The sequence below is a fragment of the Chelatococcus sambhunathii genome, from assembly GCF_001418005.1.
GTDB classification, from domain to species: Bacteria; Pseudomonadota; Alphaproteobacteria; order Rhizobiales; family Beijerinckiaceae; genus Chelatococcus_A; species Chelatococcus_A sambhunathii.
In genome coordinates this window covers 437471-450805 of sequence record NZ_LIOL01000001.1, presented here as the reverse complement: position 1 = coordinate 450805, position 13335 = coordinate 437471, and the positions used below count along the sequence as shown (strand labels likewise).

Genomic DNA, 13335 nt, shown 5'->3' with positions numbered 1-13335 from the left:
GTTGTCAGATGATGTCCTCGCTCTTCTCGTCGGGCGGCCTCAAGGTGGCGGCCGCCCTGGCTGCGGCCCTGACGCTGGTCGCCTGCTCGTCCGATCCCAACAAGGACAGCCTCGCCGGTGGTGCGGGTGCCGGCGGCTATGCGGCCCCCGGCACTGCCCAGGACTTTGTGGTGAATGTCGGCGATCGCGTCTTCTTCGAAACCGATTCCTCCGATCTGACGCCGACCGCGATCGCGACCTTGAACAAGCAGGCGCAGTGGCTGGCGCAGTATCCGCGCTATACCTTCCTCATCGAGGGCCATGCCGACGAGCGCGGCACGCGCGAGTACAACTTCTCGCTCGGCGCCCGTCGCGCGCAGACGGTGCGCGACTATCTCGCCTCGCGCGGCGTGCCCGCCTCACGCATGCGCACCATCTCCTATGGCAAGGAGCGCCCGGTGGCGGTGTGCAACGACATTTCCTGCTGGTCGCAGAACCGCCGCGCCGTCACGGTGCTCGATGCCGGGGCCGGCGCCTGACAGGTGCTGCCCTCGCCCGACGTGGCGTCTGCGTGGGGAAGGGCCGGTCTGCAGCCATATTGTGGCCGCAACCGGCCTGTTCTGCTAGGCCGACGCGACAAACGCGGCTAACCGAATGCATCGCATGATCCAGACCTTCCGAAGCATCGCCGTCGCGCTCCTCGCGACGGCCGCTGTCATGATCGTCCTGCCCGAAGGCGCACGCGCGCAGGATGCCGCTGACATGTTCGTGCGCCTCAACCGCCTCGAAGGGCAGGTGCGGGAACTCTCGGGCCAGGTCGAGCAACTGCAGCACCAGAACCGGCAGCTCATGCAAACGCTGCAGCGGTTCCAGGAGGACGTGGAATTCCGCTTCCAGGAAGGGGGCGGGGCTGGTCGCTCCGGCGCCACGACACCGCGCACCCAGCCGGCGCCTGCCCCTGCACCGCAGCGGCGCGGCGATGCCTTCGACCCCACGGCCGCGCCTGCGGCGCCGGGGGCTCCGCGCAATCTCGGCGAGGCGCCGGTGAACACGGCCAACAGCGCCACGGGCGGGGTCGCCATCATCGGCGACGATCCTGCACCCGGTGCCGGCACGCCACTGGACATCAATTCGCTGGCGCGGGAGGCGATGGCGGCTTCTGCGCCGACGGCGCGCAGCGGACCGAGCATCGCTGCGACGGGATCGGCGAACCCGGCGCAGGATTATGAAACGGCCGTCGCACTGCTGCGGCAGCGCCAGTATGATGCGGCGGAGATGGGCCTGCGCCAATTTCTCCAGTCACATCCACGCGACCGGCTCGTGCCCGACGCAACCTTTTTTCTCGGCGAAACCTATTACCAGCGCAAGCGCTACAACGAGGCGGCCGAGCAGTATCTGAAGCTCGCCACAGACTATCCCAGTGCCGGCCGTGCCCCCGAGGGGCTGCTCAAGCTCGGACAGGCGCTCAACGCGATCGGCGCCCGCGAGCAGGCCTGCGCCACCTTCGCCGAAGTCACCCGCAAATATCCGCAGGCTCCCGGAGCCGTGCGTCAGGCGGCCGAGCGCGAGCGGGCGCGCTGCTGACCCGTGAACGGGTCCTCGCACGCCAAAGATGAGCCTCTCGCTCCGGACGAGGTCGATGCGGCCTTCTTGAAACTCGTCGACAGCCGCCATCTTCTTCTCGCCGTTTCCGGCGGCCCCGATTCCCTTGCCCTTCTGATCACCATTGCCGGCTGGCTGGACCGTGCCGGACGCAAGCCGCGCGTCAGCGTCGCCACCGTCGACCATGGCCTCAGGGCTGAAAGCGCGGCGGAGGCCGAGGCCGTGGCGCGGATTTCGGCTGGCTTCGGCTTGGCGCACGCGACCCTACGCTGGCATGGCGAGAAACCGGCGCACGGCATCCAGGAAGCGGCCCGTGCGGCGCGCTACCGCCTGCTCGCTGACCATGCCGCCGCGATCGGCGCCGATTGCATCGCCACAGCCCATCACGGCGACGATCAGGCCGAGACCGTGCTGATGCGTCTTGCCGCAGGCAGCGGCATCGCCGGCCTGGCTGCCATGCGACCGCGGGTCGCGGTCGCGCCAAGCCTGTGCCTCGCGCGGCCGTTCATCGCCATTCCCAAGGCGCGTCTCGCGGCGACGGTGACGGCAGCCGGTCTGGTGCCAACGGACGATCCCTCGAACCGCGATCCGACCTACGCGCGGGCGCGGCTGCGCGGCTCCGCGGCGCGAGCTGCTGCCGCTACGCTCGGTTTGACGCGGGAGAGGCTCGTGCGCCTCGCGGCGCGGGCTGCAAGGGCGGATGAGGCCCTCGCGTCGGTCGCCCAGGCCGAGGCGGCCCGGCTCATCCACCCCTTTGCGGAAGGAAATGGGGGTGTCGAAATATTGGCTGAGATCTTTCGCCTGCCGGAGGAGTTGATGCTGCGCGTGCTCGAGCGTGCCATTGCGGAAGCCGCGGGTGGAGCGACCTCGCCGACAGTGCCCTTGCGTCTCGAGCGGCTGGAGGCCCTGGCCTCGTCGCTGCGGCGGGCGCAAGCAGCCGGCGGCACCATGCGCGCGACGCTGGCGGGGATGCTCGTTGCGCTCGATGCCGGCGGTCGCGTGCGCATCACGCCCGAGCCCCCACGCCGGCGCGGCCGGCGCGCCCCAGAAAAGCCGCCGACATCTGGCTGATACGGCGCTGATACGAACATTCCCTTAAGGGGCCTCTCGGGTTGGGTTTCCCTTGGCAAGGGTTTAGCGCGATCTTAAATTAGCTTGGACATGAGTGCGGCCCGGGTTCCGGTGCCGAAGAACAAAGCGACAGGGAAACGATGAATCCCAATTTTCGTAATTTCGCCCTCTGGGTAGTCATCTTTCTCCTGGTGCTGGCACTGGTCACGCTCTTCCAGAACCCCGGGCAGCGGCAGGCCGCGAACGAAATTCCCTATTCGCAGCTCATCGCCGACGCCGAGAACGGCCGCATCGGCTCCGTGGTGATCTCGGGCCAGAACATCACGGGCACCTATATCGGCGGGGGCGGCACCTTCACCACCTATGCGCCCTACGACCCCAACCTGATCAGCAAGCTGTCGCAGAAGGGCGTGCAGATCACGGCCAAGCCGCCGCAGGATTCCACGCCCTGGTTCATCGCCCTGCTCGTCAACTGGCTGCCGCTGCTTGTCTTCATCGGCGCCTGGATCTTCCTGTCGCGGCAGATGCAGAACGGCGCCGGTCGCGCCATGGGCTTCGGCAAGTCCAAGGCCAAGCTCCTGACCGAGGCGCACGGGCGCGTGACTTTCGAGGACGTCGCCGGCATCGAGGAGGCCAAGGAGGACCTGCAGGAGATCGTGGAGTTCCTCCGCGATCCGCAGAAGTTCCAGCGGCTCGGCGGGCGCATCCCGCGCGGCTGCCTGCTCGTCGGCCCGCCGGGCACCGGCAAGACGCTAACCGCCCGCGCCGTCGCGGGTGAAGCGAACGTGCCTTTCTTCACGATTTCGGGATCGGACTTCGTCGAGATGTTCGTGGGCGTCGGCGCGAGCCGCGTGCGCGACATGTTCGAACAGGCGAAGAAGAACGCGCCCTGCATCATCTTCATCGACGAGATCGACGCGGTTGGCCGCCACCGCGGCGCCGGCCTCGGCGGCGGCAATGACGAGCGCGAGCAGACCCTGAACCAGTTGCTCGTCGAGATGGACGGCTTCGAGGCCAACGAGGGCGTCATCATCATCGCCGCCACCAACCGCCCGGACGTGCTTGATCCGGCTCTCCTGCGCCCCGGTCGCTTCGACCGTCAGATCGTGGTGCCGAACCCGGATGTCGCCGGCCGCGAGAAGATCCTGCGCGTGCACGTGCGTAAGGTGCCGCTCGCTCCGGATGTCGACCTCAAGGTCATCGCCCGCGGCACGCCGGGCTTCTCCGGCGCTGACCTGATGAATCTCGTCAATGAGGCGGCCCTGCTTGCTGCCCGCCGCTCCAAGCGCATCGTCACCATGCGCGAGTTCGAGGACGCCAAGGACAAGGTGATGATGGGCGCCGAGCGCCGCACCCTCGTCATGAGCGAGGAGGAGAAGCGTCTCACCGCCTATCACGAGGCCGGCCACGCCGTGGTTGCCCTCAACGTTCCGGCGACAGACCCGGTGCACAAGGCGACCATCATCCCGCGCGGCCGCGCGCTGGGCATGGTCATGCAGCTGCCGGAGCGCGACAAGCTCTCCATGAGCTACGAGCAGATGACCTCGCGCCTCGCCATCATGATGGGCGGCCGCGTGGCAGAGGAACTCGTCTTCGGCAAGGACAAGGTGACCTCCGGCGCTGCCTCCGATATCCAGCAGGCGACCAAGCTCGCCCGCATGATGGTGACGCAGTGGGGCTTCTCCGACGAGCTCGGCACCGTCATGTACGGGGAGAATCAGGACGAGGTCTTCCTCGGCATGTCGGTGGCACGCCAGCAGAACGTCTCGGAGGCGACCGCCCAGAAGATCGATGCCGAGATCCGCCGCTTCGTTGAGGCGGGCTACGCCGAGGCGACCCGCATCCTCAAGGAGAAGGCCGATCAGCTGGAGCTTCTGGCGAAGGGGCTGCTCGAATACGAGACGCTGACAGGCGAGGAAATCCGCGATCTGCTCGACGGCAAGCCACCCGTGCGCGATGCCGGCGAGCCGGCGGCGCCCACGCGCCACTCGCCCGTGCCGTCGGCTGGCTTCAACCGCCCGCGCGGCGAGCCGGACGCCGGCCTCGAGCCGCAGCCGCAGGCCTGATACGCTTACGCCCAACGCAGGCCGAACGGCGCCGTCGGGCGCCGTTCGTCTTTCTGATCGAGCGGCTGTAATCTGCGCTCATACTTTGTGAACAAAGCGCGCGCATCATTGGCCGATGCCGGATGATATATTCGCGCGGGTTCAGATAAGAGTGGCCTCTTCTTGCACGCACCGAGCTCTACGCACATGACACGCAGCTTCTTCGGAACCGACGGCATCCGTGGCCGGGCCAACGGCACCATCACGCCCGAGCTCGCCCTGCGCGTCGGCCAGGCGGCCGGCCTCGTCTTCCATCGCGGCGACTATCGCCACCGTGTCGTCATCGGCAAGGACACGCGCCTGTCCGGCTATATGATCGAATCCGCCCTGCAGGCCGGATTCACCTCGGTCGGCATGGACGTGCTGCTGCTCGGGCCAGTGCCGACACCGGCGGTCGCCATGCTGACGCGCTCCATGCGCTGCGACCTCGGCGTGATGATCTCCGCCTCGCACAATCCGTACGAAGACAACGGCATCAAACTCTTCGGCCCGGACGGCTACAAGCTGTCCGACGAGGTCGAGCGCGAGATCGAGGCTCTGATGACGAGCGATCTGACGAGCCGGCTGGCGCCGCCCGCGGGGCTCGGCCGGGCCAAGCGCATCGAGAGCGTGCACGCGCGCTACATCGAATTTGCCAAGCGCACCCTGCCGCGCCAGCTCGACCTCGAGGGCCTGCGCATCGTCGTCGACTGCGCCAATGGCGCCGCCTACAAGGTTGCGCCCGAGGCGCTGTGGGAACTGGGGGCCGAGGTCATCACCATCGGCGACGAGCCGGACGGCTTCAACATCAATCACGAGGTCGGTTCGACGGCACCGGAGGCGCTGGTGCGCAAGGTACGCGAGACCCGTGCCGACATCGGCATCGCGCTCGACGGCGATGCCGACCGCGTGCTCATCGTCGACGAGAAGGGCCATCTTGTGGACGGCGACCAGCTGATGGCCGTCATCGCCTCGAGCTGGCAGGCCGACGGGCGCCTGTCGAAGCCCGGTATCGTCGCCACCATCATGTCGAACCTCGGCCTCGAGCGCTATCTCGCGGGCCGCGGACTGGAACTCGCCCGCACGGCGGTGGGCGACCGCTACGTGTTGGAGCACATGCGGGCGCACGGCTACAATCTCGGCGGCGAGCAGTCCGGTCACATCATCCTGTCCGACCATACGACGACCGGCGACGGCCTCATCGCGGCCTTGCAACTGCTGGCCGTCCTCAAGGCGCAGGACCGGCCGGTGAGCGAGGTGTGCCACTGCTTTGAGCCGTTGCCTCAGGTGTTGAAGAACGTGCGCTACCGGGACGGCCAGCCGCTGAAGAACGATTCCGTCGCCAATGCCGTCGATGCGGCGCGCGAGCGGCTCGGCAGCAACGGACGCCTGGTGATCCGGCCCTCCGGTACCGAGCCGGTGATCCGCGTGATGGCCGAGGGCGACGACCGCGACCTCGTGGAGCAGGTGGTGGGCGAGGTCTGCGACGCGCTGACGAGGGCCGCCGCCTGACGCCGGCATCGTGCAGGGTCTGTGCACCCGGCAACAGGAGCGAGCGGTCGGCGATGCGGCGGCACGTCCCACCCGTCGAGGGCAAGGAAGGTCGCCGGCCGTCCTCCAGCGCCGTTCCGGCGGCCGCCGCTGTCGATTCATCTTAACGGATCGGTAGGGTTAAGCGTTAGGCTTAAGCGATATTTAACGAGTAGTGCCTAGATTGCCTTCGTCTGCGGTTTTGCGGGCAAGCACGATTTGCCCGGTACGAAGGAAATACTCATGGGCAGCCTGAAATTCATTGCGTGCGCCGGCCTCATGGCCGCCGGGCTCGTCTCCGGCGCCCGGGCGGCCGATCTTCTGCCTGCGCCGGCGCCCCTGCCGGTGCCCGAACCCGTCGCTTTCGGCGGCTGGTATCTCAGAGGCGACATCGGCTTCAGCAACCAGGAAGTCGACAAGCTCGACAACGTGCTCTACGACGCCACCGTCGTGAACATCGACAAGGCCTTCGATGCGGCACCGTTCTTCGGCGTCGGCCTCGGTTACCAGTTCAACAGCTGGTTACGTTTCGACGTCACGGGCGAATATCGCGCCCGGGCGAATTTCCACGGCTACGACGTCTATCCGGCCGGCCCCGGCTATGCCGCGGGCTCCAACAACTATTCGGGCTCGAAGTCCGAATGGCTGTTCCTTGCCAATGCCTATCTCGACCTCGGCACTTGGCACGGCGTGACGCCCTTCGTCGGCGCCGGCGTTGGCGGCTCCTACAACACCATCCACAGCTTCCGCGACGAGAACGTGCCGAACCTCGGTTCGGCCTATGCGCGCGATGCCTCGAAGTGGAACTTCGCCTGGGCGCTCTATGCGGGCCTTGCCTATGCCGTGACGCCGAACTTTACAGTCGAGCTCGGCTATCGCTACGTCAATCTGGGCGATGCGCAGAGCGGCGACATCATCACGTACACGGGCACGAACAACGTGTACAACCCGATGAAGTTCAAGGACCTGTCCTCGCACGACGTGAAGCTCGGCATGCGCTGGATGTTCGGCGGCCCCGTGGTTGCCGAGAGCTACGAGCCGATCGTCGCCAAATACTGATCGGCTGCAGAGCGGGCCATCATCGCAGTTCTAGGAGCGCGGCGTCCTACGCCGCGCTTTCTTTTTGCCGGCCGTCGGCGAAAGGAGCCGAGATCTTCGGTCAACATTCGTTAAGGTTAATGGTCACTTAACTTCTTGGCGGCAAGCTCCCGGCAAATGGTGGTGCCTCCCTTGCCCACGCCCATTGCGTCTGTCCCGGGAGTATTTCTCGATGCGTCATGCCTTTCTCGTCGCAGCCCTGTCCCTCGTCGTGGCGGCCCCCGTCGCTGCGGCCGAGCTTCCGCCGGCGCCGGTGCTCGATCCCGAGCCGGGGGTGCTGGCGAGCGGGGAGGGTTTCTACCTGCGCGGCGACGTCGGCTACGCCATGCCGATCGACCCCGCGCTGTCCATCAACGGCCTCGGCTACATCGGGGAGCGGCTGGACAAGAACGCCACCTTCGGGCTCGGGCTCGGCTACGACTTCGGTTGGCTGCGGGCGGACGTGACGGGGGATGTCTTCGCCGAGCGCAGCCTCTCGGCCTCCGCCCCGGGGCTTGCCGCCACGGCCAAGCTCAATTCCGTCGCGGTGCTCGCCAATCTCTATGCCGACCTCGGCACGTGGTCCGGCATCACACCCTATGTCGGCGCGGGTGCCGGTCTTGCGGTCAACCGGCTCGGCTCCGTCCGGGAGACCGCGACGGCGACCGGTACGGACATCGCCTATGACGGCGGCACGCGCACCGGATTCGCCTGGGCGCTGATGGCGGGCGCGGCCATCGATATCACCACCTCGCTCAAGTTCGATCTCGGCTATCGCTTCGCCGATCTCGGCAAGGCGCGGGCGGCGGGCGGAGCGGTGCGCGTCGGCGACCTGCGCAGCCACGAGGTGCGCTTCGGCCTGCGCTACACCTTCGACTGAGCGGCATTCGCAACGGAATATTAAGGTTAACGGGCAATGATCGAGGCTGTACTGGAGGTTGGGGAGTTCTGATCGATGCGCGCGCTTCTTCCGGGCCTGGTCATTGGTCTCGGCTGGGCTTTCGCGGCTCCGGCCGCTCATGCTGCCGATCTCGGCGGCAGCTGGCTGCGCGGCTCGATGCCCGCCTATGGCGACAGCGAGCCGACCGGCGCCTGGGGCGGCTTCTACATCGGCGTGCAGGGCGGCTATTCCAACGCCAATATCGATTTCGGCACGGCGAACGGCAGCCAGATCGCCTATATCCTGCGCAATCTCGCCGTCGAGCAGGAGCGCCGCATCTCGGGCGCAACGGTGCTGCCGGAGCGTGACGTGCGCGGCGGCAACTACGGCTTTCTCGTCGGCTACAACAGCCAGTGGGAGGATGTGGTCCTCGGCGTCGAGCTCGGCTACACGCGACTCAATCTCGATGCGACGGCTTCGGACAGCAACAGGTTCTGGACGGCCACCAGCAACGGCTACACGTATAATGTCGGGCTGGAATCCAGCGCCCAGGTGAAGCTGACCGACTATCTGACGTTCCGCGGACGCGCCGGCTACGATCTTGGCAATTTCCTGCCCTATGCGACGCTCGGTCTTGCGGTCGGTCGCGCCGATGTGACCCGCAGCGCGAACGTCTATCTGTGCGAGGACACGACGGGCAGCACACCGCCGGCCTGCGCGGCGGGGCTCTACGGCTCGGCCAGCGAGCGCAAGAAGGATACCTATGCGGTCGGCATTGCCGCAGGCCTGGGTCTCGACATTCTCCTGACCGAGAACCTCTTCCTTCGCGGCGAATACGAATATGTCCGGTTCGGTTCGTTCGAGAACGTGAACGCGGATCTCCACACCGTGCGGGGCGCGGTGGCGGCGAAGTTCTGAATGGGGCTTGCGAGGCGCTCACAGGCGAACCTCTGGTCCCCACCGCACCTTCGAGCCCCGGACACACCGCTCACGAGAAGGATGCGGAGCTGATCCGGGGCCTCTGTCATGGCGCCGTCGGCGGTTCCCTGTGCTGGGTCCCCGGGCGGCATACCGCCTCGTCGCATGCGTCCGGGAAACGAGGCCGCTCGTGAGGGAGTGGCGGGAGATCGCCCGACCGCCGACGGTCTCTTTGCCCCCTGCGGCATCGTTGTCCAAATTCCGCCGTTGACGCGGGAGCGGGGCTCGCGTATCCCCATCCGCGGGACACTTCCCCCCAACGGGAAGCGCCCATCTGAAAGGATGGATACATGACGACGAATGTTCCCGCCGCGCGGCCCGCGCGCGCGCAGTTTTCTTCCGGCCCCTGCGCCAAGCGCCCCGGCTGGACCCTTGAAGCCCTCAACGACGCGCCGCTCGGCCGCTCCCACCGCGCCAAGGTGGGCAAGGCGAAGCTGAAGCTCGCCATCGACCTCACCCGCGAAGTGCTGAACGTGCCGGCGGACTACCGCATCGGCATCGTGCCGGCCTCCGACACCGGCGCCGTCGAGATGGCGCTGTGGTCGATGCTCGGCGCCCGCGGCGTCGACATGCTCGCCTGGGAGTCGTTCGGTGAGGGTTGGGTCACCGACGTCGTCAAGCAGCTCAAGCTCACCGACGCGCGCGTCATCAAGGCGCCCTACGGCACGCTGCCGAACCTCGCCGAGGTCGACACCCGGACGCGCGACGTGGTCTTCACCTGGAATGGCACGACCTCGGGCGTGCGCGTGCCGAATGCCGACTGGATCGCGGCCGACCGCGAAGGCCTCGCCATCTGCGACGCGACCTCCGCCGCCTTCGCGCAGGATCTCGACTGGCAGAAGCTCGATGTCGTCACCTTCTCCTGGCAGAAGGTGCTCGGCGGCGAGGCGGCGCACGGCATGCTCATCCTCTCCCCGCGCGCCGTCGCGCGGCTCGAGAGTTACACGCCGGCCTGGCCTCTGCCCAAGATCTTCCGCATGACCAAGGGCGGCAAGCTCATCGAGGGCATCTTCCAGGGCGAGACGATCAACACGCCGTCGATGCTCTGTGTCGAGGACTATATCGACGCGCTCCAATGGGCGAAGTCGCTCGGCGGCCTCAAGGCGCTCGTCGCGAAGGCCGACGCCAATGCGAAGGCGCTCCTCGACTGGGTCGAGGCGAGCCCGTGGATCGCCAATCTCGCCGAGGATCCGGCGACGGCTTCCAACACCTCCGTCTGCCTCAAGATCGTCGATCCCGAGGTGGTGATGAAAGGGCCCGAAACGGTCGCCGCGGTCGCCAAGGGCATCGCCGCCGCCCTCGAGAAGGAGGGCGTCGCCTATGATATCGGCGCCTACCGCGACGCACCTCCCGGTCTGCGCATCTGGTGCGGCGCCACTGTCGAGACAGACGACGTCAAGGCCCTGACGGCCTGGCTCGACTGGGCCTTCGCCGCCGAGAAGGCGAAGCTCGCCGCTGCCGCCTGACGGCGGGGGCAGTCGGGACAGTCGGCAATCGTCGATCTGCCTTCTCCGACTGCCTATCTGCCGATTGCCGACTGCCCAATTCCATCGAGGCGAAAACCCATGACCGCCCCCAAGGTTCTCATTTCTGATGCCCTGTCGCCCGCTGCCGTGCAGATCTTCAAGGATCGCGGCATTGAGGTCGATTTCCAGCCGAACCTCGGCAAGGACAAGGACAAGCTCGCCGAGATCATCGGCAACTACGACGGCCTCGCCATCCGCTCGGCCACCAAGGTCACGCCGAAGATTCTGGAGCAGGCCTCGCGCCTCAAGGTCATCGGCCGGGCCGGCATCGGCGTCGACAATGTCGACATCCCGGCCGCAACGGCCAAGGGCATCATCGTGATGAACACGCCCTTTGGCAATTCCATCACCACCGCCGAACATGCCATTGCCATGATGTTCGCGCTCGCGCGTGAAATTCCCGCTGCCGACGCCTCGACCCAGGCCGGTAAATGGGAGAAGAACCGCTTCATGGGTGTCGAGATCACGGGCAAGACGCTCGGCATCATCGGCTGCGGCAACATCGGTTCAATCGTCGCCGAGCGGGCGCTCGGCCTGAGGATGAAGGTGATCGCCTACGACCCGTTCCTGTCACCCGAGCGCGCGCTCGACATTGGCGTCGAGAAGGTGGAACTGGACGACCTTCTGGCGCGGGCCGATATCATCACCCTGCACACGCCGCTCACCGAGAAGACGAAGAACGTCCTCTCGGCCGAAAACATCGCCAAGACGAAGAAGGGCGTGCGCATCGTCAACTGCGCCCGTGGCGGCCTCGTCGACGAGGTGGCGCTGCGCAAGGCGCTTGACGAAGGGCATGTGGCGGGTGCCGCCTTCGACGTCTTCACCGTTGAGCCTGCGACGGAGAACCCACTGTTCGGCCACCCTAACGTCGTGTGCACGCCGCATCTCGGCGCCGCGACGACGGAGGCGCAGGAGAACGTCGCCTTGCAGGTGGCCGAGCAGATGTCGGACTACCTGCTGCGCGGCGCCATCTCGAACGCCGTGAACTTCCCATCGATCACGGCCGAAGAGGCGCCCAAGCTCAAGCCCTTCATCGCGCTTGCGGAAAAGCTCGGCTCCTTCGCCGGGCAGCTTACCGAGACCGGCATGAAGAGCGTGCACATCACCTACGAGGGGACCGTGGCGCATCTCAACACGCGCGCACTCTCGTCGGCCGCCATCGCCGGCCTGCTGCGGCCGATCCTGCAGGATGTCAACGTCGTGTCGGCGCCGGTCGTCGCCAAGGAGCGCGGCATCGTCGTCGAGGAGACCGTGCGCGAGGCCGAGCACGACTACGACGCGCTCATCACCCTGACGGTCGTCACCGAACGGCAGACCCGCTCGGTCGCCGGCACGGTCTTCGCCAACGGCAAGCCGCGCATCGTCAACATCAAGGGCATCACGGTCGACGCCGAGTTCGCCCCGTCGATGATCTATGTGACGAACGAGGACAAGCCCGGCTTCATCGGTCGCTTCGCCGGCATCCTGGGCAATGCGGGTGTCAACATTGCCACTTTCGCCCTCGGCCGCGACACCCCCGGCGGCTCCGCCATCGCGCTCGTCGAGGTGGACGGCGAGGTGCCCGCCAAGGTGCTGGAGGACATCCAGACCATCCCGGGCGTGAAGCAGGCCAAGGCGCTGACGTTCTGAGGGGGACAAACCGCGCCGCGCTTCGCCGTCATGCCCGCGCTCGTCGCATGGCATCCACGCCGGGAAGCGAGCAACGCGTGGATGGCCGGGACAAGCCCGGCCATGCCGTGACGGGGGCAGCGTGAGACAATTGCTGCAGCAACAAGACCCGACGCGACTGCTGCAGCAACAAGACCCGACGCGACCGACGCGCCGGGTTTTTGTTTCGGGGAAAGCCGTCTTCGATGTTGATCCGATCTGACGGACCAGTGTCAAAGCCGATTATGGATCGCCGTCGCGACACGTGACATGCGCCACCGGGTAGGCTGGCACGTGCCGGTCGTCCGACAGGAGGGTGAGGCGTTCGGCGATGGCCTGGGCGATGAGCAGGTGATCGAAGGGATCCCTGTGGTGCATCGGCAGACGGGCAAGCTCGTCGAGGTGATCCGGGCGGATGTCGAGCATTTCGAAGCCTTGGGCGTCAATCGCGGCAAGGATGTCCCCGATGCCGGCTTCGAGCTTGCCAATACGCACCTTCACGACGATCTCCCACAGCGAAGCCGTGCTGACGAAGATGTCGTTCGCTGGGTCGCTGATGAGATCCTCAGCCCTACTCTCAATCCGCGCGTCGCCCGACAGCCACCACAAGAGGGCATGCGTGTCGAGCAGCAGCCTCAATCAGCGTCCCCTTCCATGGCGGACAGGATCTCCTCGGGGAGCGTGTTGAAATCCGGCGCCATGCGGATGCTTCCCTTGAGCATCCCCGGCATCCGGCGCGGACGTTCTCCCCCGGGAGGTGGGCCGATCTCAGCAATGATTTCGTTGCGCGACATGACGAGGACCGATGTTCCCTGGCGGGCCTGCCGGAGCAGCCCGCTGAGATTGGCCCGCAACTCACGGACGCCGACCCTGACCTGATTGTCCTTCCGTGCCTGAGCCATGGCGATCCTCGCGTGCACTCATATGTGTACACAATAGGCCCTGCTCGGGCAAGCCACGG

Annotated in this window: 12 protein-coding genes; 10 read left to right on the top strand and 2 right to left on the bottom strand. The window is 66.7% G+C overall.

The window, feature by feature from the left end; genetic code table 11:
• Positions 1-8 precede the first annotated feature (8 nt).
• The 10 genes from pal to serA all read left to right on the top strand — a co-directional run bounded on the left by pal (position 9) and on the right by serA (position 12356).
• On the top strand, positions 9-518 hold the full coding sequence (pal, locus tag ASC46_RS02095) for a peptidoglycan-associated lipoprotein Pal (protein WP_425349080.1): 510 nt from the start codon (positions 9-11) through the stop codon (positions 516-518).
• A 124-nt stretch (positions 519-642) separates the two neighbouring features.
• The gene (gene ybgF, locus ASC46_RS02090; protein ID WP_055457625.1) at positions 643-1563 is read left to right on the top strand and encodes a tol-pal system protein YbgF; all 921 of its coding nucleotides are present in this window, start codon (positions 643-645) and stop codon (positions 1561-1563) included.
• Positions 1564-1629: 66 nt separating this feature from the next.
• Positions 1630-2652 (top strand): tRNA lysidine(34) synthetase TilS, encoded by a 1023-nt coding sequence (gene tilS / locus ASC46_RS02085; RefSeq protein ID WP_157672308.1) that lies wholly within the window; start codon positions 1630-1632, stop codon positions 2650-2652.
• A 140-nt stretch (positions 2653-2792) separates the two neighbouring features.
• Positions 2793-4718 (top strand): ATP-dependent zinc metalloprotease FtsH, encoded by a 1926-nt coding sequence (gene ftsH, locus ASC46_RS02080; protein ID WP_055457623.1) that lies wholly within the window; start codon positions 2793-2795, stop codon positions 4716-4718.
• Between the two features lie 186 nt (positions 4719-4904).
• A complete protein-coding gene (gene glmM / locus ASC46_RS02075; RefSeq protein ID WP_055457622.1) occupies positions 4905-6248 on the top strand; it encodes a phosphoglucosamine mutase in 1344 nt (447 codons plus the stop codon).
• A 261-nt stretch (positions 6249-6509) separates the two neighbouring features.
• Positions 6510-7325, top strand: coding sequence for an outer membrane protein (locus ASC46_RS02070; protein WP_055457621.1), 816 nt, complete (start codon positions 6510-6512; stop codon positions 7323-7325).
• Positions 7326-7536: 211 nt separating this feature from the next.
• On the top strand, positions 7537-8223 hold the full coding sequence (locus ASC46_RS02065) for an outer membrane protein (protein ID WP_055457620.1): 687 nt from the start codon (positions 7537-7539) through the stop codon (positions 8221-8223).
• A gap of 75 nt (positions 8224-8298) precedes the next feature.
• Positions 8299-9141: an outer membrane protein gene (locus ASC46_RS02060; RefSeq protein WP_055457619.1), complete on the top strand. Its 843-nt coding sequence runs from the start codon at positions 8299-8301 to the stop codon at positions 9139-9141.
• A 350-nt stretch (positions 9142-9491) separates the two neighbouring features.
• A complete protein-coding gene (locus tag ASC46_RS02055; protein WP_055457618.1) occupies positions 9492-10667 on the top strand; it encodes a phosphoserine transaminase in 1176 nt (391 codons plus the stop codon).
• A gap of 99 nt (positions 10668-10766) precedes the next feature.
• The gene (gene serA / locus ASC46_RS02050; RefSeq protein WP_055457617.1) at positions 10767-12356 is read left to right on the top strand and encodes a phosphoglycerate dehydrogenase; all 1590 of its coding nucleotides are present in this window, start codon (positions 10767-10769) and stop codon (positions 12354-12356) included.
• A 261-nt stretch (positions 12357-12617) separates the two neighbouring features.
• Here serA and ASC46_RS02045 read toward each other — a convergent pair whose 3' ends face one another.
• Positions 12618-13013 (bottom strand): type II toxin-antitoxin system VapC family toxin, encoded by a 396-nt coding sequence (locus ASC46_RS02045; protein ID WP_055457616.1) that lies wholly within the window; start codon positions 13011-13013, stop codon positions 12618-12620.
• Positions 13010-13276 carry a type II toxin-antitoxin system Phd/YefM family antitoxin gene (locus ASC46_RS02040; protein WP_055457615.1) on the bottom strand — a complete coding sequence of 89 codons (267 nt, stop codon included), beginning with the start codon at positions 13274-13276 and terminating at the stop codon, positions 13010-13012. The genes ASC46_RS02045 and ASC46_RS02040 overlap by 4 nt, the downstream gene beginning before the upstream one ends.
• Between the last annotated feature and the right edge of the window lie 59 nt (positions 13277-13335).